Genomic DNA, 24041 nt, shown 5'->3' with positions numbered 1-24041 from the left:
AAAATCAGTCGGTGGACCAGCCGCCGACGGCCTTGATTTCCAGGAAATCCTCGATCCCGAAGATACCGCCTTCACGGCCGTTGCCGGACTGCTTCATGCCACCGAAGGGCGCACCGGGGGACCGGGACTGGCCGTTCATTTCCACCATGCCGGACCGTAGCACGCGGGCCATACGGTTGGCCTTGGCGCCGTCCTGGGTCTGCACATAGTTGGTCAGACCATAGGGCGTGTCGTTGGCGATCTCGACGGCTTCTTCCTCGGTCTCAAACGGGATGATCGACAGGACCGGTCCAAAGATTTCTTCACGGGCGATGGTCATCTGGTTGTTCACATCGGCAAAGACGGTCGGTTTGACGTAAAAGCCCTTGTTGAAGCCTTCAGGGCGACCGGTGCCACCGGCGACAAGGCGCGCGCCTTCGTCGATGCCCTTCTGGATCAGGTCCTGAATCTTGTTCCACTGGGTTTCATTGACCACGGGGCCGATGTGGCGACCTTCCTCGGACGCCGGGCCGACGGTGACCTTGGCGGCAACTTCGGCAGCGGTGGCCACGGCCTGATCGTAGATGCCTTTCTGAACCAGCATCCGCGAGGGCGCGTTGCAGCTTTGGCCGGTGTTGTTCATCATGTGCAGCACGCCACGCTTGACCGCTTTTTCGTCGGCATCGTCAAAGATCACGTTGGCGCCTTTGCCGCCCAGTTCCAGATGCACCTTCTTCAGGGTGTCGGCGGCCGCCTTGGAGATCGCGGTGCCCGCGCGGGTCGAGCCGGTGAAGGACACCATGTCCACATCCGGGTGCGCCGACAGCTGCGAGCCGACGCCGACGCCATCGCCGTTCACCAGGTTGAAGACACCGGCGGGGAAACCTGCCTCGTCCATCAGCTCGGCAAAGATCATCGCATCCAGCGGGCTTTCCTCGGAAGGCTTCAGAACCATGGTGCAGCCCGCGATGGCCGCGGCGCCCACCTTGAGGGTGATCTGGTTCATCGGCCAGTTCCAGGGCGTGATCAGGGCAGCAACACCGACGGCTTCGTAGATGATGCGGTCGTTCTGGAAGCGGTCGCTCAGGGGGCGTTCAAATTCAAACGCCTTGGCCGCGCGCACAAAGTTCTTCAGGTGGAAGATGCCGGCGCCAACCTGCTGGGTGCGGGACATCTCGATCGGGGCGCCCATCTCGGTGGACATCGCCTGCGCCAGATCTTCGCCGCGGGCCTGGTAGACCTCAATCAGCTTTTCCACCAGCGCGATCCGCTCTTCTACCGGGGTCGCCATCCAGCCGGGCAGGGCGGCCTTGGCAGCGGCAACGGCGGCATTGGTATCGGCTTCGGATCCCAGGGAAATCACTGCACAGGGTTCTTCGGTGGAAGGATCGATGACATTGTGATCCTTGGCTGCCGCAGGAGCAACCCATTGGCCATTGATGTAAAAGTCGCGTTTCTCGATCATGTCCAGATCTCCCAAATCAGACGTTTCGCCAGTTTGTACCGGCGCTTTCGCGCGCCACTGTGTCACTGCCTTGACCCTTGGGCAAGACCACATTCACATAATTTGATCAAATTATGTGAGGCGGATTTTCGCGGATAAACCCAGGGTTTTCCGTTTTGTCGCAGGTGATTGGCACTTTTGTGCTGGTCTTGACGCCGCAGGGGTTTAACCTGCGCTGCGATTGATTACCTTGCGTAGCAAGATACGTATTGAAAGCTGAATGTGAACGCAGAGAGGAGACCGTCATGGGTTTGCGCATCAACGATGTGGTTCCGAATTTCACCGCCGAGACCGATCAGGGCACCATCACCTTCCACGACTGGATCGGGGACAGCTGGGCGATCCTGTTTTCCCACCCCAAGGATTTCACCCCGGTCTGCACCACTGAATTTGGTGCCGTGGCGCAGCTGTCCGAGGAGTGGGCCAAGCGCAACACCAAGGTGATCGGCGTGTCCGTTGACGGTGTCGAGGACCACAAGAAATGGAAGGGCGACATTGAAAGCTATGCCAAAACTCCGGCAGGCTTCCCGATCATCGCGGACGAAGGGCTCGCCGTGTCCAAGGCCTTTGACATGCTGCCCGCCGAAGCCTACCTGCCCGATGGCCGCACTCCGGCCGACAGCGCCACAGTGCGCTCGGTCTTCATCATCGGCCCGGACAAGCAGTTGAAACTGTCGATGACCTACCCGATGTCGGTGGGCCGCAACTTTGCCGAGATCCTGCGCGCGCTGGACGGTCTGCAGATGACCACCGGCCACGGCGTTGCCACCCCTGCCGACTGGGTGCCGGGTCAGGATGTGATCATCCCGCCGACCGTGTCGAACGAAGACGCCAAGGCCAAGTTCGGTGAGTTCGAAACCATCTTCCCCTACCTGCGCAAGACCAAAGCGCCGGAATAAGTCGGAAGACCATTTTGAAGTTCAGCAAGGGGGCCGTTTTGGCCCCTTTGTCATTTCGTCGGCTGTGCCTTTTCGGGTGTGGTGTGAAGCACGATATTGAACCTCTCCTGCGGCGTGGGCAGGACAAAGTGTTTCGAGAACCGGTGAAACTGTTCTTCGGTTGCCGAGAATGGATGATCGCCACTGGCATTTCGCGCACGCAGCCGGGCGAGGCAGACTTCTTCCGGGACATCCAGCACATGCAGTTGATGGTTTGCACTAGTCCTGTCGAGAATGCCGCGCATCCAGGCGCGTTGCTGGATCGTATTTGCGGCGAAATCCAGCACCACGGAAACCCCTGCGTTGAGCAGGTCGATGACATGAGGCGCCACGGTCTCGCGTAGCCGCCCGGTGCAACGCAGGTAATCGGCCCCGGTTTCTATCTCGCCGAGGAAGAGAGTGTTCAGCCATTGGTCCTCGGCAATGCGTACGGCCTTGTCTTCGCGCGTCAGGTGATCGGCGAGAGTGGATTTGCCAGAGGCGATCTTGCCGCACAGCATGTGCAGCGTCGGAAGTGTTTGAGACATTTCAGAAACCCTTGAAGGCGCGCGCAGGTTCTATGTGGCGCGCATATGTTGTTCAGCGTTCGGCCACCCGGCCCGACTGTCAGGCCGGGACGGTAATTCGCGCGCAGCGCGGCAGGGGGAATGTCTGAACAAGGGGTGTCATGCTGTGTCTCATCGCACAGTCCCGGGCGCGGGTCCAGTCTGCGGGCCTATCCGGCCGTCTGCGGGCGGGCGGCGACCTGGGCCCGATAGAGCGTGCGCTTGAATTCACGCGCAAGCTTGCTGCCCTGTTTCTTTTTCTGGATGGTCGATCCGCCCAGTGCCTCGGTCAGCTCGCTGACGCCATTGGGCAGGATGGTATGAATGGTCTGGCCGTGGATCCAGTGCATCTGCAGGAAGGTATCGACAGGCCGGTCGATGGCGGTGCTGGCGGCCAGAAGGTTCGCCGCCGCGTTGCGCCCCACCACCTGCGCGACGGTCTGAAGGCCGATGACGCGGGGCAGGAACAGCTTGCTGTCGCCCGCTTGGTCGATGATGGCGGCGGGGCTTTCGCGCCGTTTGGCGGGCAGGCGGATGAAGCTGTCCGCATCCGCGTGGGCCTCGACTAGCGACAGGGCCGTCTGCCATGCCTCCGGATCGACCGAGAGATCATCCTCGACGATCAAAGCATACTCCCAGCCCGCATCCACGATCCGCTGCCAGCAGCTACGGTGTGACAGGAAGCAGCCGACCTCTCCTGGTGACAGGGGAAAGGGGTAGCGCGGATCATGCACATCGCCGTGACGCGTCGGATGCACATGGTGACTCACCGCAGTCCGGCCATTCACCGCTTCGGCCACCTCGGCATTCGGCAGTGTATAAAGCAGATGTTCGACATTTGCGCCGCGTTTGCTGTTGCCGGACATGTGGATGATCAGGGTGTGCATGGTCAGATCCATATCGGGGAACGCGCTGAGGGGGAAGGCCGCAGTTCCTTGAACGGCGCTGACAGAAAAGGCCCCGCCGTTGCCAGCGGGGCCTTTCTTGTTCGAAGCGAGGCTGCGGATCAGTCCGCGGCTTCTTCTTTCTTTTCAGGCGCGGCGGGCTCGCCGGTTTCCTGATCGACGACTTTCATCGACAGGCGCACCTTGCCGCGGTCGTCAAAGCCCAGCAGCTTGACCCAGACTTCCTGACCTTCCTTCAGAACGTCCGAAGGATGGTTCAGGCGACGGTTCTCGATCTGGCTGACGTGCACCAGGCCGTCGCGCTTGCCGAAGAAGTTCACAAAGGCGCCGAAATCGACGATCTTCACGACCTTGCCTTTGTAGATGGCGCCTTCTTCCGGCTCTGCCACGATCGCGTGGATCATGTCATAGGCCTTCTGGATCGCGTCACCGTTGGAGGAAGCGATCTTGATCACGCCGTCGTCGTTGATGTCGACCTTGGCACCAGAGGTTTCCACGATTTCGCGGATGACCTTGCCGCCCGAACCGATCACTTCACGGATCTTGTCGGTCGGGATGTTCATGGTCTCGATGCGCGGCGCGTGGACGGAGAACGCGTTGGTTTCCGACAGGGCCTTGGACATCTCACCAAGGATGTGCATCCGGCCGTCCTTGGCCTGGGCCAGGGCTTTTTCCATGATCTCAGGCGTGATGCCTGCGACCTTGATGTCCATCTGCAGCGAGGTGATGCCGTTCTCGGTACCCGCAACCTTGAAGTCCATGTCGCCCAAGTGGTCTTCGTCACCCAGGATGTCGGACAGGATTGCGTAGGAGCCGTCGTCTTCGAGGATCAGGCCCATGGCCACACCGGCAACCGGTGCTTTCAGCGGAACGCCTGCGTCCATCATCGACAGCGAGCCACCGCAGACCGACGCCATCGAGGAGGAGCCGTTCGATTCGGTGATCTCGGACACCACGCGGATGGTGTAGGGGAAGTCGGTTGCCGCGGGCAGAACCGCCTGCAGCGCGCGCCATGCCAGCTTGCCGTGACCGATTTCGCGGCGGCCGGGGCCACCCACGCGGCCAACTTCGCCAACCGAGTAGGGCGGGAAGTTGTAGTGCAGCAGGAAGTTGGATTTGAAGTTGCCGTGCAGGGCGTCGATGAACTGTTCGTCATCGCCGGTGCCCAGCGTGGTCACGACCAGACCCTGGGTTTCACCACGGGTGAACAGGGCAGAACCGTGGGTCCGCGGCAGCAGGCCGGTTTCCGAAACGATGTCGCGGATCTCGTCGGTCTTGCGGCCGTCGATACGCTTGCCGGTTTTGACAACGTCACCGCGCAGAATGCCGGCTTCCAGTTTCTTCAGAGCAGAACCGAGGTTGGAATCTTCCAGCTGCTCTTCGCTCAGCGCTTCCTTGATGGCTTCGCGTGCGGCGGCAACAGCGGCGGTGCGCTCCTGCTTGTCCGAGATCGCAAAGGCGGCGCGCATCTGCTCTTCGCCAGCGGCTTTGACCGCTTCATACAGCTCGGAGTAATCCGGTGCGGCAAAGTCGAACGGCTCTTTGGCGGCTTCTTCGGCCAGCGAGATGATCAGGTCCAGAACCGGCTGGATCTGCTCGTGGGCAAAGTTCACGGCGCCCAGCATTTCTGCTTCGGACAGCTCGTAAGCTTCGGATTCCACCATCATCACGGCGTTCTTGGTGCCGGCAACAACCAGGTCCAGGCGCTGATCGGGGTTCAAGCGCAGGTCCTGCATGTCGTCCACGGTCGGGTTCAGGACGTATTCGCCGTCCTCGAAACCAACGCGGCAACCGGCGATCGGGCCCATGAAGGGGGCGCCGGAAATGGTCAGCGCAGCGGAGGCAGCGATCATTGCGACGATGTCAGGGTCATTGACCAGATCGTGGGACAGCACGGTGCACATCACCAGAACTTCGTTCTTGAAGCCGGGGACGAACAGCGGGCGGATCGGACGGTCGATCAGACGGGCGGTCAGGGTTTCCTTCTCGGTGGGGCGGGCCTCACGCTTGAAGAAGCCGCCGGGCACTTTACCCGCGGCGTAGTATTTTTCCTGGTAGTGCACGGTCAGGGGAAAGAAGTCCTGGCCGGGCTTTTGCTGGCGGGCAAAGGTGACGTTTGCCATAACCGAGGTTTCGCCGAGGGTGGCAATCACAGAGCCATCTGCCTGGCGGGCAACCTTGCCGGTTTCCAGTGTGAGCGTTTCCTCGCCCCACTGCATTGATTTCTTCGTAACGTTGAACATGTCAGCATCCTAAGTGGGAGCACTCCCAGGCGTATCCCGGGTCTCCCGTTGTCATGGCGGCCCCATTGCCGCCGGCCCCCTCCATCTTTCTTTCGAGCGCCGGGGCCATGGCGCAACGTCTCAGATGTCCGGCCCATACATCACTTTGGCCCGGAATGAAAGAAAAACAGCTCGTGGAGACCTACAGGAAGGAGGTTCACGCCTCTGCGGCGCGTTTCAGCATTGCGGCCTCAACAGCGGCAAGGCGTGCAATGGCCTGCCGGTCGGTTCCGCCATCCTGTTTCACCTTCATCCAGATGCTGCGGCAAGAGCGCGGCGACCACGGCAGGGCAGCCTCTTGCATCCAGGCCCGCAGGCTGGGCGGCAAGCGGTCATACTCCGTCATCGCATTTCCGGTACGTTTGCGGATGGGCAGGCCGGTGGCGCCCAGATTGCGGCGTCGCGGGTGTGGCATAGGTGTCCTTCGAAATGCTGCTATAGTATGTAATAACATATCAAATTGAAGCGGCAAGCTGCCGGTACTTCGGGACCCGGATCGCGCCCTTTCCTTGCCGGTGGGGCCATCGGGCGGTTAGCTTCGCCTGATGAGCAAAGACACGGATGACATTGCAATCAGCGACGCGATGGTCGGCGATATCCTTGCGACCGAGGTGCCGCAATGGGCTGGCCTTCCGCGGAGGCGCATCGAATCGTCTGGGACGGACAATTGCATGCTCCGTATCGGGGAGCAGATGGTTTTAAGGGTTCCGCGCCGGTGGTCGGCGACTCAGTATCTGGCCAAGGAGTTGGACTGGCTGCCGCGCCTACAGGGTCTGCCGCTTGCGGTTCCGGTGCTGCGGTACCGGGGCTGTCTGCAGGATGATCTGCCCTTTGGCATCTTCGACTGGATGGCAGGCAGGATCGCAACCCCCGCAAAGATCGCAGACCCGGTTGCGGCGGCGCAGAGCCTTGCCGAGTTCCTGATGGCGCTGCACCTAAGGGATACGGAGGGCGCACCCGTTGCGGGGGAGGCCAACAACCGGCGTGGCGTCGCACTGCAGGAACTGACCTACGTGGTGCATCCGGCCATCGACCTCCTCAAAGATGAGATTGACGCATCGCGCGCACGTTGCCTGTGGGACGCGGCCTGCGATGCCGGGTTTCAGGACCGACCCGTCTGGCTGCACGGGGATCTGAAGGCGGACAATCTGATTGCCCGGAATGGTGTCTTGCGGGGGGTGATTGACTGGGGCCTGTCGGCGGTTGGCGATCCCGCTGTCGATTATGCGGCGGCCTGGACCTGGGTGGACCCTGCCGCCCGCACCGCGTTTCGCGACCGGCTGGAACTGGAGGGCAGGACGTGGGTACGGGCTAGCGGCTGGGCGCTCTATTGTGCGGTCATTGCCCTCAGTTTCTACCGCGGTGGCAGGAATGAGGCGCTGTGCCGACAATCACGGCTGACCCTGTCCCGGCTGGATCTACTGCGCTAGGTGAATGGAGGGGATCGGTTAGCCGGGAAGCCCATCGATGGTTTCCGCAGTCTCAATCGCATCGGTCCAGGCCGCGCGGCTGGCGTAGCAGATGCGGGCCGTGGGCCGGATAGGGATCTCACTGTCCAGTGCACCTGCGGGCACGACCAGCAGGGCGCCATCCATCTGAAGCGTCGGCAGCGCTGATCCGCAGTCGGTGCAAAAGCTTTTGACGTGCTGTGTTTCAGGCAACTGGAAACTCTTGACCCTGTCCCGCCCGGTTAGCCATTCAATCTCTGCCTGGGTGGAAAACAGATTGGCCGCATGCGCGGACCCGCTGTCCTTGCGGCAGCGCGCGCAGTGGCACAGGAAGAAGCTTTCGAACGCGCCGTGGATGTGAAACCGGACAGCACCGCACAGACAACTTCCCGAGCAGCTTCCCGAGGTCAGGTGTTCCATATCTCTGCTCTTTCATTGTCTGAGCTGGGAAAGCGCGCTTCACACGCAGTAAAACCCTACATCATGTGTCGGTAGCCCGTAAACGAGGGCTGGTGGTGGGCCAACCACATCCCATCCGGTTCCCGCCAATAAAAAACGCCCGCTCCTTTCGGAACGGGCGCATGCATCGAAATGCAAATATCGCGCTTAGCGGCGGATGCCCAGGCGCTTGATCAGGTCCTGGTAACGGGCCTCATCCTTGCCTTTGGTGTAGTCCAGCAGCTTACGACGCTGAGCAACCATCTTCAGCAGACCACGACGACCGTGGTTGTCTTTCTTGTGGGTCTTGAAGTGCTCGGTCAGGGTGTTGATGCGCGAGGTCAGAATGGCAACCTGGACTTCGGGCGAACCGGTGTCGCCTTCCTTGGTTGCGAATTCTTTCATCAGGCGTGCTTTTTCTTCAGCAGTAATCGACATCGGGGTCTCCTTTGAAAAGGTTAGAGAAATGGCGCAGGCCGGGATGTCGTCCAGCACAGGCCCATGGAGAAGTCCGCCGCGATTCCACGGCAGATGCGGGCGTATAGGCGGTTTTGCGGCAAAAAGCAAAGGGGATGTCGCCGCCTCCCGGTTTTCCGCCCTTGACGCTCAGGCCCGGCGCCAGCGCGGGAAGGGGTCGGGCAGATCCGCCAGCCCCGCCAGTGCGTCCGCATCGGGAACCGTCATCAAGCAGGTCTCCAGCTGCGCCTTCAGGCGCGGCCAGTCGATCCCGCTGCCGATGAACACCAGTTCCTGCCTGCGATCACCGAAGGGTTCCTGCCAATGCACCTGCAGGTATTCCTGCGCCTGGGCATGAGTGGGCCTGCGTTCTTCGGGAACTGTGGCCCACCATGTCCCCAGCGGGGCAACGCTGGACAGGGCACCGGCAAGCGAGAATTCCGCCACCCAATCGGGGCGGGTGGCAATCCAGAAATGCCCCTTGGCGCGGATCACGCCGGGCAGATCCCCATTCAGAACGCGGTGGATCGCCACAGGATCAAAGGGCGCGCGGGCGCGAAAGACGAAGGACTGGATATCATATTCATCGCTTTCGGGCGTGTGATCGGCAAAACCATAGAGTTCCTTGGCCCACATCGGGTGCTCATGCGCGGTTTCAAAATCGAACAGGTGGGTGTCGAGAATGTCTTCAGGAGCGACCTCGCTGCGATCGACTTCGATAATGCGGGCATCGGCGTTGAGGCTGCGGATGATCTTGCGCGCGGCATCGGTGCGGGCTGGGCCTGCGTCGGACACCTTGTTGAGGATCACCACATCGGCGAATTCCATCTGATCCGTCAGCAGGTGGACAAGGCTGCGGGTATCCGCTTCTCCCATCGTCTCACCCCGGTCGCCAAGCTGATCGTGGCTGGAGAAGTCATCCGGCAGGTTCACCGCATCGACCACGGTCACCATAGTATCCAGCCGCGCGACATCGGACAGGCTGACGCCAGCCTCATCGCGGAAATCAAAGGTCGTCGCCACCGGCAGCGGTTCGGATATGCCGGTGGATTCGATCAGCAGGTAATCGAACCGGCCTGTTTCCGCGAGACGGCGCACCTCGGTCAGAAGATCGTCGCGCAGGGTGCAGCAGATGCAGCCGTTGGACAGTTCCACGAGGGTTTCTTCGGTCTTGCTCAGCTCGGGCGTATTGGCGCGGACCAGATCGGCGTCGATGTTCACCTCTGACATATCGTTGACAATCACGGCGACGCGGCGCCCGTCGCGGTTGTTCAGCACCCGGTTCAGCAAGGTGGTTTTGCCCGCACCGAGAAATCCGGACAGCACTGTGACGGGAAGGCGAGAATCCTGCATGGTTTACTCCAAATGTTATGTTATGACATAACAATCACGAGAGAAGCAAAGGCGCAACCCTGCAAGCCGTCTATCCGTGCCGGTTCAGGCCGCAATCGGATCGGTCAGCTGGGCAGCAGGTCGGCGAAGGTCGGATCGTTCACATCGACCAGTCGAATGTCCGAGGCCGATAGCGGCGCGGCACCACTCACGCGCAAGGCCTCGGTGCCGTTCACGCGGATTACCTGCTCGTCCGGGGCATCGGGATCTTGTTCCACGGTGATCTCCGGCTCCGATTCGCTGCCGGGGGACCAGAGAACCATGAGTTGGTCCTCTTCGGGATCATAATCGACCAGTTCGACAGGGGGCTGGTCGCCATCCGGGGCTCCGCCGATATCTCCGGCCATGATCAGATCGGCGCCGCTGCCCGCAGTGACGATATCCCCGGCTCCGGCAACCAATGTGTCATCGCCATCGCCCCCGTTCAGGAAATCGCTGGTGTCATCGTCATCGGCGCCCCAGACCAGATCGTTGCCCCGGCCACCGAACAGCGTGTCGTTCTGGGTGCCACCGCTCAGCGTGTCATTGCCATCGTTACCATGCAGCGCGTCGCTGCCTTCGCCGCCGCTCAGCACGTCGTGACCCTGGCCACCGTGGGCCACATCCTCGGCGCCGCCGCCGGTCAGGGTGTCATTGCCGAAGTGACCATACAGCGTGTCATCGCCATCCTCGCCAGCAATGTGATCGTCGCCGTCTTCACCATGCAGCAGATCACGTCCCCAGCCACCCGCAAGCGTGTCATCGCCGTCGCCACCGTGCAGGACGTCATGGCCGCCGTCGCCAGACAGGGAATCGTCGCCTTCGTTGCCGTCCAGCTGATCATCGCCATCGCCACCGAACAGAATATCGGCCCAATCGCTGCCGGTCAGCAGTTCGGGTTCATCGGTACCGGACAGGTTGAGCCCATCCGTGGCGCTGTCGGTGCCGTCACCGGTTTCGCCATCGGTGGTCGTCCCGGTGTCGCCGCTGCCACTGGCAGAGCCGTCATCTGTAGCGGTGCTGTCCGGGTCGTCGGGGTTCAGAAATTCGGAAGGCGGCACGATGACGGCTCCGGTGTCCTCACCGGAGCCTTCGCCCGCTGCCTCATCCGAGTCGTCGGTGTCGTTCAGATCGTCGTCACCGCCGCTGAAATCCACAAACATGGCCCCGCCAACAGCCACAAGACCAAAAAGGCCGGCCAACCAGAGCATCGGCCCCACTCCTTACGCAACAAATTTCTATCCCTGAGTATACTCTCGCACAATTAAGGATTTGCCTCAAAACAAACCGGGAACATCGGTTAACGAAATAATACCGGGGTCGGCGCCTTTGGGATCATGCCCAGGGTTGCGGCTGCTGGCTGTAGGCGATGTAAAGCGGGTGTTTCGGATGGCCGTGTTTGCTGAGGCCAAGGTGAAACAGAGGCTGTCCGGTCGCCCTTAACGCATTCTCAATGCGGGGACCTTGATCGCGGTGGGCGCCATGGGTGCCCCAGGCGCAGATGATCTGATCGGCCCACTCTGCGCCGGACAGGATCGCGGCCTCATTCTCCGGCCCCTCGGGATCCTTGGCGGCGCGCATCACCCGCGGGTCAGTGGCGCGGATGGCAAAGATATTGGTGGCCCGGAAGCCGCCAAACCCCAACGTGCGCGCTCGTCTTTCGCAGCGTTCGATGGTCGGATCGTTCTGCACCTCGGTCGCAGTCGAAGGGTTCAGCATCACGAACATCACCTTTTGCCCATCCGGATCCCAGATCCGGGTCAGGCTGTAGCGATAGGTCTCGCAATCCGAATAGACGGCGGTGGAGGGTGCATCGCCCTTGGTATGGCTGCGGGTGATCATGGGGCAGGGATGCCACGCTGCCCCCAGAGGGGCAAGCGCGGGCGTTACTGGTTGAAGACGCGGCTCGGGTGCAGCTCACCCGCCTTGTAGATGCCGACGGCGACGGCCTTTCCGTCAATCGAGGCCCAGGCCTCGTCGCCGTACTCCACATCCGAGGCCAGCACCATGCCCGGGTTGCCGTTGCGTAGGCGTGTGGCACCTTCGGGCGTGCATTTCAGCTCGGGGAGGTCAGCCAGACCTTCCTCCAGCGGGCGCAGATGGGTGTCGAGTTCCGGCGTGCGCTGCATCCGTTCGATCTCTTCCAGCGACAGCCCATCGGCAGCATCGAAGGGTCCGGACCAGATGCGGCGCAACTCCTTCACATGGCCATGACAGCCAAGCGCGGCGCCCAGATCGCGCGCGATGGAGCGTACATAGCCCCCCTTACCGCAGGTCATTTCCAGCACCACATGATCGGGATCGGGGCGGTCCACCAGCACCAGTTCCTCGACCCACAGGGGGCGGGCGGCGATCTCGAAATCCTCGTCGCCATCGCGGGCAAGTTTATAGGCACGCTGCCCGTCGATCTTCACAGCCGAGAATTTCGGCGGCACCTGCATGATCTCACCGATGAATTGACCCAGCGCGGCCTTGATTTCCTCGTCGGAAGGGCGCGCGTCGCTTGTCGCGATCACCTCGCCCTCGGCATCGTCGGTATTGGTCGCCTGTCCCAGCCGCACGGTAAAGGTATAGGCCTTCAGCGCGTCGGTGATATAGGGAACCGTCTTGGTTGCCTCACCCAGGGCCACGGCCAGAACACCCGTCGCCTCGGGGTCGAGCGTGCCCGCATGGCCGGCCTTCTTGGCCTCAAGCGCCCAGCGCACCTTGTTCACGACAGCGGTCGAGGTCAGCCCTGCGGGCTTGTCCACCACCAGCCAGCCGGAAATATCGCGCCCCTTGCGTTTGCGTGCCATGCCTGTTCCTCGATGATGCTGAAAGAGGCGCGCGGGGTAGCGCAGCCAGAACAGCCTGTCAATTGTGCCGGGTCTGTTGTGGCGCCATTTCTATGCCCCGTCTATGCTCAGGCGGGCTGCACGGCGGCTATTCGACGACGCCCACCACCGGCCCCATCGAGAAACCGGCATCCGACCGGCCCATCTGGGGCGCGTGCAGGCGCGAAATATTGCCGTCAAAGTACAGCGCATTTGGCAGCTTCAGGTAGTCGCGGAATAGGCTGCCGAATTGGTGAAACGTCACCGCATTGCGCGAGATGACAAAGACCGCGCGCTGCCCGTCTGCCGAGGTGCCGACACCGTTGCGCACGTAGTAGGAGGTCGAATCCGGCAGGAAGCGCGGGTGCAGCTCCCCGTCGATCACCAGCATCGGCCCCGACTGGGTGGCATCGCGGCAGCTGGCGCCGCTGTCGCGAAATTTCAGCGTTTCGATCACATCGGCGCGGGTCTCATTGATGCAGAAGACACCATTGGGTAGCAGGCCGAAATTGCCGGGGCCCGCATTGGGGACAAGCCGCATTTCCTGCTGGCCATCCTCGACATAGAGGCCCACCGGAGAGCGGTCGGCGTGATACATTCCGGCGTTGGTGGCAAAGGAGAGGGATTTGCCCTCTTTGCCGAGGTCGGCATCGATGGCGGCAAAATGGCCGTAGGGTTTCCCCTCTGCGTTCCGCAGGAACAGCCGCAACTCTTCCTTGCCCGCGTCGACTTCGCAGATTGTGTAGCGGCTGCCATCGTAAGAGGTGTCACGGCATTCGACGGCTGCGGCGACAGAGGCCGACAACCCCAGGCAAAAGGCGGCAAGCGCAACTGCCGCCCGCAGGATCAATCGTCGATATCGCGGCGCACCGCGTCCTGGTTCAACATCCGGCGGGTGTCATCCATCTGATCAAAGGTCTGATCCAGCTGGAACCGCAGATCCGGGGCGTATTTGAGGCCGAGCTTCTTGCCCGCCATGCGGCGCAGCTCACCCTTGTTGCGGGCCAGCAGCTTCAGCACCTCGTCCTGCCCCTTGCCACCGAGCGGCAGCACATAGGCGGTGGCGATCTTCAGGTCGGGTGAAATGCGCACCTCGCCCACCGTGATCGACATGCGGTTGAGTTCGGGGTCATGCACATCACCGCGCGCCAGCACCTCGGACAGGGTGCGGCGGATCAGTTCGCCGACGCGCAGCTGACGTTGAGAGGGGCCGGGGCCATCGTGGAATTTGTTCTTTGCCATATCTTCGATCTATGCCGAAAGCTGCCCTTTGCCAAGACGTGCGCAAGACGGTAGGACAAAACCAGCAAAAGAACGAAGCGCCAGCCAGCGAAAAGGATCGGGCCAATGACTCATAAACCGGGGATCGTGATTACCGGAGCATCCGGGCGTATGGGGCAGATGCTGATCAAGACGGTTCTGGACAGCGACAAGGCGACCCTTGTGGGCGCGGTGGAGCGCGGCGGCCACGACTGGGTCGGCCGCGACGTGGGTGAGGCGATGGGCGGCGTACCTTTGGGTGTCACCGTCACCGATGACGCGCTTGAGGCTTTTTCCAAGGCGCAGGCGGTGATCGATTTCACCGCGCCTGAGGCCACGTTGGAATTTGCGGCCCTCGCTGCACAGGCCCGCGCCGTGCATGTGATCGGCACCACCGGCATGACGGATGAACAGATCGCCCAGCTGGCGCCCGCCGCGCGTCACGCGGTGATCGTACGTGCGGGCAATATGTCCCTGGGCGTGAACCTTCTAGTGCAGCTGACCAAGAAGGTCGCCGCTGCGCTGGATGAGGATTTCGATATCGAGGTGATCGAGGCGCACCATCACCACAAGGTCGACGCGCCTTCCGGCACTGCGCTGATGCTGGGCGAAGCCGCCGCCGAAGGGCGCGGTGTGAAACTCGCGGATGTCTCGGACCGGGGCCGCGACGGTATTACCGGTGCGCGTAAACGCGGTGATATCGGCTTCACCGCGATTCGCGGTGGTGACATCGTCGGGGAGCATGACGTGCTGTTCGCCGGTGCCGGAGAACGCATCGTGTTGCGCCACATGGCCACCGACCGCGCCCTGTTCGCCCGTGGCGCGCTGAAGGCGGCGCTGTGGGGGCAGGACAAATCCCCCGGTGAATACGACATGATCGACGTGCTGGGACTTTAAGCCGTCACCTTTTGGCTGTCATGGTGCCGCCCCCAACCTGAACAAGGGGCGGTGAAGGAACGCTGCCGATTAGAAATCGATGGCGATGCCTTTCTTTTCCCAGTCGCCATAGCGGGCGGGGTCGGGGCCGTCGCGTCCGCCAAGCTCGGTCGGGGGTGGTGCCTTGGCAGCTTCGGCCTTGCGGCGCTCTTCGGCTTCGGCCAGGGCGCGTTTGGCTGCGGGGGGCAGGTCTTTTTCTGCGGGGCCTTCCGGCGTGGTCTCGTCGCTCATCGCGGGTTCCTTTATGCTTGGGCCATGATATACGCCCCTGTCCGGCGGGAACAAGCCGCCGAGACGCAAAGCCCTTCTGATCCCATGCTGGCTCTACGCCGCCATAGAAAGCCGAGACCCGATGTCCGACAAAGCCCCCGATGCGCTGCAGGCCCGCAGAACCACGATCTATCTTCTGGATCAGGTGCTGGGCGAAGGGCGGCTTCTGGCTGAATGTTTTGCGGCGGGCGCCCTTGAAAAGCTGCAACCGCAGGATCGCGCCCGCACCCAGCGGCTGGCTCTGGAAGTGCTGCGCAGCCTAGAGCGCGCTGACCGGATCCTGCAGAAACACCTGAAAAAGAAACCGCCGCTCACGGTGATGAACGCGCTGCGCCTTGGCACGGTCGAGCTGTGCTCGGGTGGCGCGGCGCATGGCGTGGTCAATGCCATGGTGACCATCGTGTCGAAACACCGCCGCCATGGTCAGTTGAAGGGCATGGTCAACGCAGTGCTGCGCAAGGTTGCCGATCATGGGCCTGCGGAATGGGCCAAGCTGCGCATCCCCCGCCTGCCGAACTGGCTGCGCAAGCCGCTGGTGCAGGCCTGGGGCGCTGAGGCGGTGCTGGGCATGGAGGCTGCGCATTTTGCAGGCGCGCCGCTGGATATCACCGCCAAACCCGGTGCGGACCTGTCGGTGCTGGGCGGGGAACTCCTGCCCACCGGATCGCGGCGCCTGTCCGATGCCGGTCAGGTTTCGGCCTTGCCGGGGTATGAGGCCGGGGACTGGTGGGTGCAGGATGCAGCCGCAGCGCTGCCCGCGCAGATGCTGGATGTGCAGCCCGGCGAACGGGTGTTGGATCTTTGTGCCGCACCGGGCGGCAAGACCATGCAGATGGCAGCAGACGGGGCGCAGGTGACCGCCGTCGATGCCTCTGCCGGACGGATGGAGCGCCTACGCGAAAACCTTGCCCGCACCGGGCTGAGTGCGGATCTGATTGTGGGTGATGCACTGGAGCAGACCGGGCAATTCGATGCGGTGCTGCTGGATGCACCCTGTTCGGCCACCGGAACGATCCGGCGCCACCCGGATCTGCCCCATGCCAAGGATGGCAGCGAATTCGGCGGGCTCATTGAATTGCAGGCGCAGATGCTGGCCCATGCCTGGGATCTGGTCAAACCCGGCGGGCGCATGGTGTTCTGCACCTGCTCCCTGTTGCCGGATGAGGGCGAATGCCAGGTCGAAGAGGCGCTTGAGATGTTTCCGGACATGACAGCCGACCGTGAGTGTTTTGACGGTCTGGGCACAGATCCGGCCTGGATCACCGAGGAAGGCGGCTTGCGCCTGCGTCCGGATTACTGGGCGGAACGGGGCAGCATGGATGGGTTTTACATGGCGCTCTTGCGCAAGGCGGGCTGACCTTTCTCCCAGCGAAACGTGCTTTGATTTTGCCCGGCGGGGCAATTCCGCCGGTGCCGCCGGAGGGTGTCGCATTCGTCGGTGACTTGAACCCTTCCCCGGGTTATGCTGCGCCCAAAACGCCAACGGCGTGAGGCAGAAGAGCATGTCCAGATACGATAGAATGGCGGGGCGCAGCACCCGCCTGCTGAACCGGTTATATGCCTGGCGGGCGCGCAAGCAGCCTGCGGCGACGGGATTCGTATCGCAGCCTGAACCCCGCACCATTGGCAGCTTTGCCCGCGGTCGGCAGCTGGTGGCGGGGAACCTGCTGCTGGCGGGGTATCTGGTCGAGTCGACAACCACCGGGCTTTGGGAAGTGACGGCGCCGGACGCCGCCTTTGACGCCGAGCGGCACGGTTTTGCCTGGCTCGACGATCTGGCGGCGGTCGGCGATATCAAGGCCCGCGTCAAGGCGCAGAACTGGGTCTGGGGCTGGATCAAGGCGCATGGGCGCGGCTCGGGGCCCGGCTGGTCGCCGGATCTGACGGGACGGCGCGTGATTCGATGGATCAACCATGCGATTTTCCTGCTGAACGGCAAGGAACGTGCGGAATCTGAGGCCTTTTACCGCTCACTATCGCAACAGACATGGTTCCTGGCCCATCGCTGGCAGGGTGCAACCCCGGGCCTGCCACGGTTCGAGGCGCTGGCGGGGCTGATCTATGCGGGGCTTGCCCTTCAGGGGCAGGAGGCGCTGGCTGATCCCGCCATCCGTGCCCTGAGCGCAGAATGCGACCGGCAGATCGACGCGCAGGGCGGATTGCCGACCCGCAATCCCGAAGAACTGCTGGAGGTCTTTACCCTGCTGACCTGGACTGCCGCCGCCTTGCACGAAGCCGGGCGCAGCGTGCCAGCGGCGCAGACCGCGGCCATTGAACGGATTGCGCCAACGCTGCGCACCCTGCGCCACAGCGATGGCGGGCTGGCACGGTTCCACGGTGGCGGCCGGGGGCTGGAAGGCTGGTTGGATCATGCGCTGGCGGCCAGCCACGTATCGGCGCGCCCGGTCGAAGGGTTGGCGATGGGCTATGCCCGCTTGTCGGCACGCCGGACCTCGGTGGTGATTGACGCGGCCTTGCCACCGCAGGGGCGGGCCTCGGCTAACGGTCATGCCTCCACCCTTGCCTTTGAACTGACCTCGGGGCGGCGGCCTTTGATCGTCAATTGCGGCTCGGGCGAGACCTTTGGTCTGGAATGGCGCCGCGCCGGGCGGGCCACACCATCGCATTCGACCCTGTGCCTGGAGGGCCATTCCAGCGCCCGGCTGGCACCGCCCAGTCGCGGCACCGGTCAGGAAGAACTGGTTGGCGGCCCCACCGACGTGCAGATTCAGCTGGAGCAGCTCAGCGATGGCAGCCGGTTTCAGGGCGGACACGACGGATACGCGCGCGAATTCGGTCTGACCCACGCCCGCACGCTGGATCTGGGCTTTGACGGGCGCGCGCTAGCGGGCGAGGACATGCTGGTAGCGCTGGATGAGGCGGCCGAGCGGCGCTGTTCAAAGGCGCTAGACAGCCATGGAGAACGCGGGATCGGCTTTGATATCCGCCTGCATCTGCACCCGGAAGTGGATGCAACCCTTGACTTGGGCGGCGCGGCAGTATCCATGGCGCTCAAGAGCGGCGAAATCTGGGTTTTCCGCCATGACGGCACCTGCGAATTGAAGCTGGAGCCGGGCGTTTACCTGGAAAAGACCCGCTTGAAGCCGCGTGCGTCAAAACAGATCGTTCTATCTGGCCGGGTCATCGACTATGCAACCCGCGTCCGGTGGACGCTCAGCAAGGCACAGGAAACTGCCGAAGCCGTGCGCGACCTGAACCGGGACGACCCCGAGATTTTTGACTGAGCCTGCAAAGGACCGCCCTGCCATGACCGATCTTCACCCCGTACGCCGTGCGCTGCTTTCCGTATCCGACAAGTCCGGTCTGATTGACCTTGGCAAATCGCTGGCCGAGCGTGGCGTCGAGCTGCTGTCCACCGGCGGCACCGCCAAGGCGCTGCGCGATGCGGGGCTGGACGTCAAGGACGTCTCTGACGTCACCGGTTTCCCGGAAATGATGGACGGTCGCGTGAAGACCCTGCACCCGATGGTGCATGGCGGGTTGCTGGCGCTGCGTGACAACGACGCCCATGTGGCGGCGATGAACGAACACGGCATTGGCGCCATCGATCTTCTGGTGGTGAACCTCTACCCGTTCGAGGCGGCACTGGCCCGTGGTGCGGATTACGATGAGATGATCGAGAATATCGACATCGGTGGTCCGGCGATGATCCGCGCGGCCTCCAAGAACCACCTGTTCGTCAACGTGGTGACCGACGTCGAAGACTATGACGCCCTGCTGGCCGAGCTGGACGCGAACGACGGTCAGACCTCTTATGTTTTCCGCCAGCGTCTGGCGCAGATCGCCTATGCCCGCACCGCAGCCTATGACGCGGCTGTTTCCAACTGGATGGCAGGCGCGCTGGAGCTGGAAGCACCGCGCCGCCGCGCCTTTGCCGGTGAGTTGAAGCAGACTCTGCGCTATGGCGAAAACAGCCACCAGAAAGCGGCCTTCTACACCGATGGCTCGAACCGTCCGGGTGTTGCCACCGCCGTGCAGCTGCAGGGCAAGGAGCTGTCCTACAACAACATCAACGACACCGATGCGGCCTATGAGCTGGTGGCCGAGTTCGATCCGGCTGAAACCGCTGCCGTTGCCATCATCAAGCACGCCAACCCCTGCGGTGTGGCGCGTGGAGCTACCCTGGCCGAGGCTTACCAGAAGGCATTCGATTGCGACCGCACCTCTGCCTTTGGTGGCATTGTGGCGCTGAACCAGCCGCTGGACGCCGAAACCGCCGCCAAGATCACCGAGATCTTCACCGAGGTGGTAATCGCGCCGGGTGCCTCGGATGAGGCGAAAGAGATCTTTGCCGCCAAGAAGAATCTGCGCCTCTTGCTGACAGACGCGCTGCCCGATCCGCGCAAGGCGATCACCGCCTACAAGCAGGTCTCTGGCGGTGTTCTGGTGCAGGACAAGGACGTGGGATACATCGGCATGGACGATCTGAAGGTCGTCACCGAAAAGGCCCCGACGGATGAGCAAATGCAGGACCTGCTGTTCGCCTGGAAGGTGGCCAAGCACGTGAAATCCAACGCCATCGTTTATGTCAAAGGCAGCGCCACCGTGGGTGTCGGCGCCGGCCAGATGAGCCGCCTGGACAGCGCCAATGTGGCCGCCGCCAAGGCGCAGCGCATGGCGGATGAACTGGGTCTGGACGCAAGCCTGGCCAAAGGTTCTGCCGTGGCCTCCGATGCCTTCTTCCCCTTCCCCGACGGTCTCCTGGAGGCTGCGGCTGCTGGCGCCACCTGCGTGATCCAGCCGGGCGGTTCGATGCGGGACGATGAGGTGATCAAGGCGGCCAATGAGGCTGGGCTTGCCATGGTCTTTACCGGCATGCGCCACTTCCGTCACTGATCAGCGGGAACCAAGCGGAAAATGGCAGTGCGTATGATGTTCTGGGGCGCGTTCTGGGCCTTTCTTCTGGATCAGGCCAGCAAATATCTGGTGATTCACTGGATGGGCCTGTCCCAGCGCCAGAGCATCGACGTGCTGCCGCCGCTGTTGAATTTCCGCTATGGCGAGAACACCGGCATTAACTTTGGCCTGTTCGATGGCGGCGAGGATACGGCGCGCTGGGTGTTGATCGGCCTCTCGCTGCTGATCTGTGCCGTGCTGGCCATCTGGATTCGCCGCTCGCATCGCCGCGCGCGCTGGATGGCGTTGGCGGCGGGGCTGGTGATCGGCGGCGCGCTGGGCAATGTCGCGGATCGGCTGCTCTATGGCTATGTGCTGGATTTCCTCAACATGTCCTGCTGCGGAATTAACAATCCCTTCGTGTTCAATATCGCCGATGTGTTCATCTTTGCCGGTGCCATCGGGCTGATCCTGTTCGACCGGAGCGCAAAAAAGCCCGCGTGACCTCGGGTGCAATATGCGTTAAAAGCGCAGGGAAACTGGCAGGAGTAACTGGGAATGCGGATCCCTTTCGGCATGATTGTTCTGGTAGGCGCGGTGGCCGTCGCGGGCTGCTCGCAAAAAGGTCTGCGTGATATTCGCAAGACTGGGACCGGGCCGGATGAATTCCTTGTGCTACCGAACAAGCCGCTGAACGAGCCCGCAGATTACAGCAGTCTGCCGGAACCAACACCGGGCGCAGGCAATATCGCTGATCCGACCCCTCAAGCCGATGCGGTCGCGGCGCTGGGCGGCAAGCCCTCTGCGCTGGTGCCTGGACAGGGTGTATCCTCCTCGGATCTGGCGCTGGTCAGCGCCTCCAGCCGCTATGGCGTGTCGCCAACGGTGCGTCAGGAACTGGCCGAGGAAGACGCCAAGTTCCTGAAGAAAAAGCGTATCACCGGGCGGATCCGCCTGTTCCCTGTCGACCGCTATGAGCAGATCTACGCCAAGCAGACGCTGGACCCGTTCGAGACAACCGAACAGTTCCGCCGCGCGGGTGTGGCAACCCCTTCTGCGCCGCCGCCAAGCGGAGAGTGAGCCGCGCCTCTGCTGCGCAGCTTGACCGGATGGCCGTCCGCCGGGCGGGTTAGCACGTTCACAATTTTGACAATTCGCTATCGTGACAGGGCGCCTTGTCTCCCTGCGACCTTGGCTTAGGTTGCGGTTCGTCAAGACATCCCCAATATGGGTAGGACTATGCCGGGTGCGCTGGTGGCTGTCTTTGCACAGCCCGATAGGCCCCGGATGTGACGGACAGAGGCAGCATGTCTTTGGAGAAATCTATTGGAGGACGCCGCATGATCCGACGGATCGCACTGGCCGCCATCGCTGTAACAGCCGTTCTTGCCGCGCCGCTGCGCGCTGCAGAACCGGCTGAGGACATGGTGACGGCCTTTACCCTTGAAAATGGCATGGACGTGGTGGTGATCGAGGATCACCGCGCGCCAGTGGTTCAGCATATGGTCTGGTACCGCGCCGGATCCGCGGATGAGCCGCCGGGTCAGTCCGGGGTCGCGCATTTTCTGGAGCACCTTCTGTTTAAGGGCACCGACAAGCTGGAGCCGGGAGAGCTCTCGGCGACGGTGGCAGCCAATGGCGGCCGGGATAATGCCTTCACCAGCTATGACTACACCGCCTATTTTCAGCGCATTGCAGCGGACCGGCTTGAACTGATGATGCAGATGGAAAGCGACCGTATGGTCAATCTGCGCCTCAGCGAGGAGGAGATCGTCACCGAGCGTGAGGTGATCCTGGAAGAGCGCAACCAGCGCACCGACAGCGATCCGCGGTCCCTGTTCCGCGAACAGCTGAGTGCGGCACAGTATCTGAACCACCGTTATGGTCAGCCGGTGATCGGCTGGCGCCATGAAATGGAGACGCTGGACCGGGAGGACGCGCTGTCCTTTTATGGAACCTATTATGCGCCCAACAATGCCATTCTGGTGGTTTCGGGCGATGTGGAACCCGAAGAGGTCCGACAGCTGGCCGAAAAATACTACGGTGTGATTCCGGCGAACCCCGACCTGCCGGAACGGTTCCGCAGCCAGGAGCCACCGCAGACGGCAGAGCGGCGCATGGTCTATCGCGATCCACGCGTGGCACAGCCCTATGTGCAGCGCTCTTATCTGGCGCCGGAACGCAACAGCGGCGCGCAGGAAAAGGCGGCGGCACTTTATCTGCTGGCTGAACTGCTGGGGGGCGGCAATACCTCCTATCTGGCCAATGCGCTGCAATTCGATCAGCAGCTGGCGGTCTATACCGGTGCCTTCTATTCGGGGGTGTCGCTGGACAAGACCAGTTTTTCTTTCCTGGTTGTCCCGGCCGAGGGCGTCGGGATGCAGGAGGCTGAGGATGCGCTTGACGCAACCTTTGCACGCTTCCTTGAAGAGGGTGTCGACCCCGATCAGCTGGAGCGGATCAAGCTGCAACTGCGCGCGGCGGAAATCTATGCGCGCGACAATGTGGATGGGATCGCCAATCGTTATGGTCAGGCGCTGACCTCCGGGTTGACGGTGGAGGACGTGCAGGAGTGGCCCCATATCCTGCAATCGGTCACCGCGGATGAAATCATCGCCGTCGCCCGTGAAGTGCTGCAGCCCGAGGCGTCGGTCACTGGCTGGATGGTGCGCGCAGATGAGGAGGTCACCCAATGACGGGATTTGCCATGATACGTGCCGGGCTGGTCGCCTGTTTTGCCCTTCTGATCTCTGTGCTGCCGGTCAGCGCCGAGATCCGCATCAAGGAAGTCACCTCGCCCGGGGGCATTACTGCCTGGCTGGTCGAGGATCATACGATTCCCTTCACCGCGCTTGAGCTGCGGTTTCGCGGTGGCACTTCGCTGGATGCCCCGGGCAAGCGTGGCGCCATCAACCTGATGACGGGCCTTCTGGAAGAAGGCTCCGGCGAGATGCCGGCGCAGGACTATGCCCGTGCGGTCGAAAGCCTTGCGGCCAGTTTCTCTTATGACGCGGATAAGGAGGCGGTGTCGGTCTCTGCCCGCTTCCTGACTGAGAACCGGGACGAGGCCATCGACTTGCTACACCAGACCCTGGTGGCGCCACGGTTTGATCAGGACGCTCTGGACCGGGTGCGGGCGCAGGTTCTGTCCGGTCTGCGGTCGGACGCTGAGAACCCCAATGACATCGCCGGGCGTGCCTTTTCCAAGATGGCCTTTGGCGATCACCCCTATGGTTCGGACGGCTCGGGCACCATCGACACCGTGTCCACCCTGACGCGGCAGGACATGTTCGATGCACATGATGCGGTCTTTGCCCGCGACAGGCTGTTTGTCAGCGCCGTGGGGGATATCGACGAGGCCGCGCTGGGCGCCTTGCTCGACACGCTTCTGGGCGATCTGCCAGAGACTGGCGCACCGCAGCCGGGTCCGGCAGAGGTCACGATCGAGGGCGGAACCACCGTGATCGACTATGACACGCCGCAATCCGTTGCGCTGTTCGGGCATGTGGGGATCGACCGGGAAGATCCGCGGTTCTTTGCGGCCTATATCATGAACCAGATCCTGGGCGGCGGTTCCTTCGAAAGCCGCCTGATGACCGAAGTGCGCGAAAAGCGCGGCCTGACCTACGGGGTCTATTCCTATCTCCTGCCGCGTGATCTGGGCTCTGTGTACATGGGCTCGCTCGCCTCGGCCAATTCCAAGATGGCCGAAGCGGTTGCGGTGATCCGCGAAGAATGGAGCCGTCTGGCAAGGGAAGGCGTTACCGAGAAGGAATTGCAGGATGCCAAGACCTATCTGACCGGGGCCTATCCGTTGCGTTTTGATGGCAACGGTCGCATTGCCTCGATCCTGGTGGGGATGCAGCTGGACGGCATGCCGATCGACTACGTGCGCACCCGCAATGACAAGATCAACGCGGTCACTCTGGAAGAGATCAACCGTGTCGCCTCGGAAGTGCTGCAACCGGACAATCTGCATTTCGTGGTTGTGGGGCGGCCGGATGGAATGAAAACCGGCGGCTGAGCCTTGCACTGTCGC

Annotated in this window: 24 protein-coding genes; 10 read left to right on the top strand and 14 right to left on the bottom strand. The window is 62.4% G+C overall.

From position 1 onward, the window contains the following. Positions 1 to 4 precede the first annotated feature (4 nt). The gene (locus tag C6W91_RS01830) at positions 5 to 1444 is read right to left on the bottom strand and encodes an aldehyde dehydrogenase family protein (protein WP_274829856.1); all 1440 of its coding nucleotides are present in this window, start codon (positions 1442 to 1444) and stop codon (positions 5 to 7) included. A gap of 284 nt (positions 1445 to 1728) precedes the next feature. On the opposite strand from C6W91_RS01830, the gene C6W91_RS01825 reads away from it, so the two are divergent. Then, positions 1729 to 2382, top strand: a complete 654-nt coding sequence (locus C6W91_RS01825; protein ID WP_065271823.1) for a peroxiredoxin — start codon at positions 1729 to 1731, stop codon at positions 2380 to 2382. Between the two features lie 50 nt (positions 2383 to 2432). Here the strand turns inward: C6W91_RS01825 and C6W91_RS01820 are convergent, their stop codons facing one another. The 4 genes from C6W91_RS01820 to C6W91_RS01805 all read right to left on the bottom strand — a co-directional run bounded on the left by C6W91_RS01820 (position 2433) and on the right by C6W91_RS01805 (position 6568). Further along, positions 2433 to 2948 carry an ATP-binding protein gene (locus tag C6W91_RS01820; RefSeq protein WP_274839836.1) on the bottom strand — a complete coding sequence of 172 codons (516 nt, stop codon included), beginning with the start codon at positions 2946 to 2948 and terminating at the stop codon, positions 2433 to 2435. Between the two features lie 188 nt (positions 2949 to 3136). Beyond that, positions 3137 to 3853, bottom strand: a complete 717-nt coding sequence (locus C6W91_RS01815) for a glycosyltransferase family 25 protein (RefSeq protein WP_274839837.1) — start codon at positions 3851 to 3853, stop codon at positions 3137 to 3139. Between the two features lie 119 nt (positions 3854 to 3972). Then, positions 3973 to 6114, bottom strand: a complete 2142-nt coding sequence (gene pnp / locus C6W91_RS01810) for a polyribonucleotide nucleotidyltransferase (RefSeq protein ID WP_065271821.1) — start codon at positions 6112 to 6114, stop codon at positions 3973 to 3975. Positions 6115 to 6310: 196 nt separating this feature from the next. Next, positions 6311 to 6568, bottom strand: coding sequence for a DUF6525 family protein (locus C6W91_RS01805; protein ID WP_065271820.1), 258 nt, complete (start codon positions 6566 to 6568; stop codon positions 6311 to 6313). Between the two features lie 130 nt (positions 6569 to 6698). Here C6W91_RS01805 and C6W91_RS01800 point away from each other — a divergent pair, with 130 nt between their 5' ends. Continuing rightward, positions 6699 to 7583: an aminoglycoside phosphotransferase family protein gene (locus C6W91_RS01800; protein ID WP_274839838.1), complete on the top strand. Its 885-nt coding sequence runs from the start codon at positions 6699 to 6701 to the stop codon at positions 7581 to 7583. 18 nt (positions 7584 to 7601) lie between these two features. Here the strand turns inward: C6W91_RS01800 and C6W91_RS01795 are convergent, their stop codons facing one another. The 8 genes from C6W91_RS01795 to rbfA all read right to left on the bottom strand — a co-directional run bounded on the left by C6W91_RS01795 (position 7602) and on the right by rbfA (position 13921). Then, positions 7602 to 8021 carry a GFA family protein gene (locus C6W91_RS01795; protein ID WP_274839839.1) on the bottom strand — a complete coding sequence of 140 codons (420 nt, stop codon included), beginning with the start codon at positions 8019 to 8021 and terminating at the stop codon, positions 7602 to 7604. 186 nt (positions 8022 to 8207) lie between these two features. Beyond that, on the bottom strand, positions 8208 to 8477 hold the full coding sequence (rpsO, locus tag C6W91_RS01790) for a 30S ribosomal protein S15 (protein WP_019295116.1): 270 nt from the start codon (positions 8475 to 8477) through the stop codon (positions 8208 to 8210). A gap of 168 nt (positions 8478 to 8645) precedes the next feature. After that, on the bottom strand, positions 8646 to 9848 hold the full coding sequence (locus C6W91_RS01785; RefSeq protein ID WP_274839840.1) for a GTP-binding protein: 1203 nt from the start codon (positions 9846 to 9848) through the stop codon (positions 8646 to 8648). Positions 9849 to 9952: 104 nt separating this feature from the next. Continuing rightward, positions 9953 to 11077, bottom strand: a complete 1125-nt coding sequence (locus C6W91_RS01780) for a calcium-binding protein (protein WP_065271815.1) — start codon at positions 11075 to 11077, stop codon at positions 9953 to 9955. A 124-nt stretch (positions 11078 to 11201) separates the two neighbouring features. After that, a complete protein-coding gene (locus C6W91_RS01775) occupies positions 11202 to 11708 on the bottom strand; it encodes a DUF1643 domain-containing protein (protein ID WP_065271814.1) in 507 nt (168 codons plus the stop codon). Positions 11709 to 11752: 44 nt separating this feature from the next. Further along, entirely contained in the window at positions 11753 to 12661 is a 909-nt protein-coding gene (gene truB, locus C6W91_RS01770) for a tRNA pseudouridine(55) synthase TruB (RefSeq protein ID WP_065271813.1), read from the bottom strand. 127 nt (positions 12662 to 12788) lie between these two features. Continuing rightward, complete coding sequence (locus C6W91_RS01765) at positions 12789 to 13529, bottom strand: phosphodiester glycosidase family protein (protein WP_370570407.1); 741 nt, start codon at positions 13527 to 13529, stop codon at positions 12789 to 12791. Then, on the bottom strand, positions 13526 to 13921 hold the full coding sequence (gene rbfA / locus C6W91_RS01760; RefSeq protein WP_065271812.1) for a 30S ribosome-binding factor RbfA: 396 nt from the start codon (positions 13919 to 13921) through the stop codon (positions 13526 to 13528). The genes C6W91_RS01765 and rbfA overlap by 4 nt, the downstream gene beginning before the upstream one ends. Before the next feature lie 105 nt (positions 13922 to 14026). On the opposite strand from rbfA, the gene dapB reads away from it, so the two are divergent. Further along, entirely contained in the window at positions 14027 to 14836 is an 810-nt protein-coding gene (gene dapB, locus C6W91_RS01755; protein ID WP_065271811.1) for a 4-hydroxy-tetrahydrodipicolinate reductase, read from the top strand. 69 nt (positions 14837 to 14905) lie between these two features. Here dapB and C6W91_RS01750 read toward each other — a convergent pair whose 3' ends face one another. Further along, positions 14906 to 15106 carry a DUF1674 domain-containing protein gene (locus tag C6W91_RS01750; RefSeq protein WP_065271810.1) on the bottom strand — a complete coding sequence of 67 codons (201 nt, stop codon included), beginning with the start codon at positions 15104 to 15106 and terminating at the stop codon, positions 14906 to 14908. Positions 15107 to 15227: 121 nt separating this feature from the next. On the opposite strand from C6W91_RS01750, the gene C6W91_RS01745 reads away from it, so the two are divergent. The 7 genes from C6W91_RS01745 (at position 15228) to C6W91_RS01715 (ending at position 24026) form a co-directional block, all read left to right on the top strand. Further along, on the top strand, positions 15228 to 16502 hold the full coding sequence (locus C6W91_RS01745; RefSeq protein ID WP_065271809.1) for an RsmB/NOP family class I SAM-dependent RNA methyltransferase: 1275 nt from the start codon (positions 15228 to 15230) through the stop codon (positions 16500 to 16502). A 145-nt stretch (positions 16503 to 16647) separates the two neighbouring features. Then, on the top strand, positions 16648 to 18390 hold the full coding sequence (locus tag C6W91_RS01740; protein WP_065271808.1) for a heparinase II/III family protein: 1743 nt from the start codon (positions 16648 to 16650) through the stop codon (positions 18388 to 18390). Positions 18391 to 18412: 22 nt separating this feature from the next. After that, a complete protein-coding gene (gene purH, locus C6W91_RS01735; RefSeq protein ID WP_065271807.1) occupies positions 18413 to 20002 on the top strand; it encodes a bifunctional phosphoribosylaminoimidazolecarboxamide formyltransferase/IMP cyclohydrolase in 1590 nt (529 codons plus the stop codon). A gap of 21 nt (positions 20003 to 20023) precedes the next feature. After that, entirely contained in the window at positions 20024 to 20506 is a 483-nt protein-coding gene (gene lspA, locus C6W91_RS01730; protein ID WP_065271806.1) for a signal peptidase II, read from the top strand. A 54-nt stretch (positions 20507 to 20560) separates the two neighbouring features. Next, the gene (locus C6W91_RS01725; protein ID WP_065271805.1) at positions 20561 to 21082 is read left to right on the top strand and encodes a DUF3035 domain-containing protein; all 522 of its coding nucleotides are present in this window, start codon (positions 20561 to 20563) and stop codon (positions 21080 to 21082) included. Positions 21083 to 21342: 260 nt separating this feature from the next. Then, positions 21343 to 22698, top strand: coding sequence for a pitrilysin family protein (locus tag C6W91_RS01720; protein ID WP_065271804.1), 1356 nt, complete (start codon positions 21343 to 21345; stop codon positions 22696 to 22698). A gap of 11 nt (positions 22699 to 22709) precedes the next feature. Beyond that, entirely contained in the window at positions 22710 to 24026 is a 1317-nt protein-coding gene (locus C6W91_RS01715; protein WP_065271803.1) for a pitrilysin family protein, read from the top strand. The last annotated feature ends 15 nt before the right edge of the window (positions 24027 to 24041 follow it).

This window comes from Phaeobacter sp. SYSU ZJ3003, assembly GCF_041300735.1.
In the GTDB taxonomy this organism is placed as follows: domain Bacteria; phylum Pseudomonadota; class Alphaproteobacteria; order Rhodobacterales; family Rhodobacteraceae; genus Phycobacter; species Phycobacter gallaeciensis_A.
This window is presented reverse-complemented; position numbering and strand designations above follow the sequence as displayed.

Excerpts from the sequence above, each read along its gene's own strand:
- C6W91_RS01830 (WP_274829856.1), bottom strand. The coding sequence starts at position 1,444 with ATGATCGAGAAACGCGACTTTTACATCAATGGCCAATGGGTTGCTCCT.
- C6W91_RS01825 (WP_065271823.1), top strand. The coding sequence starts at position 1,729 with ATGGGTTTGCGCATCAACGATGTGGTTCCGAATTTCACCGCCGAGACC.
- C6W91_RS01820 (WP_274839836.1), bottom strand. The coding sequence starts at position 2,948 with ATGTCTCAAACACTTCCGACGCTGCACATGCTGTGCGGCAAGATCGCC.
- C6W91_RS01815 (WP_274839837.1), bottom strand. The coding sequence starts at position 3,853 with ATGCACACCCTGATCATCCACATGTCCGGCAACAGCAAACGCGGCGCA.
- pnp (WP_065271821.1), bottom strand. The coding sequence starts at position 6,114 with ATGTTCAACGTTACGAAGAAATCAATGCAGTGGGGCGAGGAAACGCTC.
- C6W91_RS01805 (WP_065271820.1), bottom strand. The coding sequence starts at position 6,568 with ATGCCACACCCGCGACGCCGCAATCTGGGCGCCACCGGCCTGCCCATC.
- C6W91_RS01800 (WP_274839838.1), top strand. The coding sequence starts at position 6,699 with ATGAGCAAAGACACGGATGACATTGCAATCAGCGACGCGATGGTCGGC.
- C6W91_RS01795 (WP_274839839.1), bottom strand. The coding sequence starts at position 8,021 with ATGGAACACCTGACCTCGGGAAGCTGCTCGGGAAGTTGTCTGTGCGGT.
- rpsO (WP_019295116.1), bottom strand. The coding sequence starts at position 8,477 with ATGTCGATTACTGCTGAAGAAAAAGCACGCCTGATGAAAGAATTCGCA.
- C6W91_RS01785 (WP_274839840.1), bottom strand. The coding sequence starts at position 9,848 with ATGCAGGATTCTCGCCTTCCCGTCACAGTGCTGTCCGGATTTCTCGGT.
- C6W91_RS01780 (WP_065271815.1), bottom strand. The coding sequence starts at position 11,077 with ATGCTCTGGTTGGCCGGCCTTTTTGGTCTTGTGGCTGTTGGCGGGGCC.
- C6W91_RS01775 (WP_065271814.1), bottom strand. The coding sequence starts at position 11,708 with ATGATCACCCGCAGCCATACCAAGGGCGATGCACCCTCCACCGCCGTC.
- truB (WP_065271813.1), bottom strand. The coding sequence starts at position 12,661 with ATGGCACGCAAACGCAAGGGGCGCGATATTTCCGGCTGGCTGGTGGTG.
- rbfA (WP_065271812.1), bottom strand. The coding sequence starts at position 13,921 with ATGGCAAAGAACAAATTCCACGATGGCCCCGGCCCCTCTCAACGTCAG.
- dapB (WP_065271811.1), top strand. The coding sequence starts at position 14,027 with ATGACTCATAAACCGGGGATCGTGATTACCGGAGCATCCGGGCGTATG.
- C6W91_RS01750 (WP_065271810.1), bottom strand. The coding sequence starts at position 15,106 with ATGAGCGACGAGACCACGCCGGAAGGCCCCGCAGAAAAAGACCTGCCC.
- C6W91_RS01745 (WP_065271809.1), top strand. The coding sequence starts at position 15,228 with ATGTCCGACAAAGCCCCCGATGCGCTGCAGGCCCGCAGAACCACGATC.
- C6W91_RS01740 (WP_065271808.1), top strand. The coding sequence starts at position 16,648 with ATGTCCAGATACGATAGAATGGCGGGGCGCAGCACCCGCCTGCTGAAC.
- purH (WP_065271807.1), top strand. The coding sequence starts at position 18,413 with ATGACCGATCTTCACCCCGTACGCCGTGCGCTGCTTTCCGTATCCGAC.
- lspA (WP_065271806.1), top strand. The coding sequence starts at position 20,024 with ATGGCAGTGCGTATGATGTTCTGGGGCGCGTTCTGGGCCTTTCTTCTG.
- C6W91_RS01725 (WP_065271805.1), top strand. The coding sequence starts at position 20,561 with ATGCGGATCCCTTTCGGCATGATTGTTCTGGTAGGCGCGGTGGCCGTC.
- C6W91_RS01720 (WP_065271804.1), top strand. The coding sequence starts at position 21,343 with ATGATCCGACGGATCGCACTGGCCGCCATCGCTGTAACAGCCGTTCTT.
- C6W91_RS01715 (WP_065271803.1), top strand. The coding sequence starts at position 22,710 with ATGATACGTGCCGGGCTGGTCGCCTGTTTTGCCCTTCTGATCTCTGTG.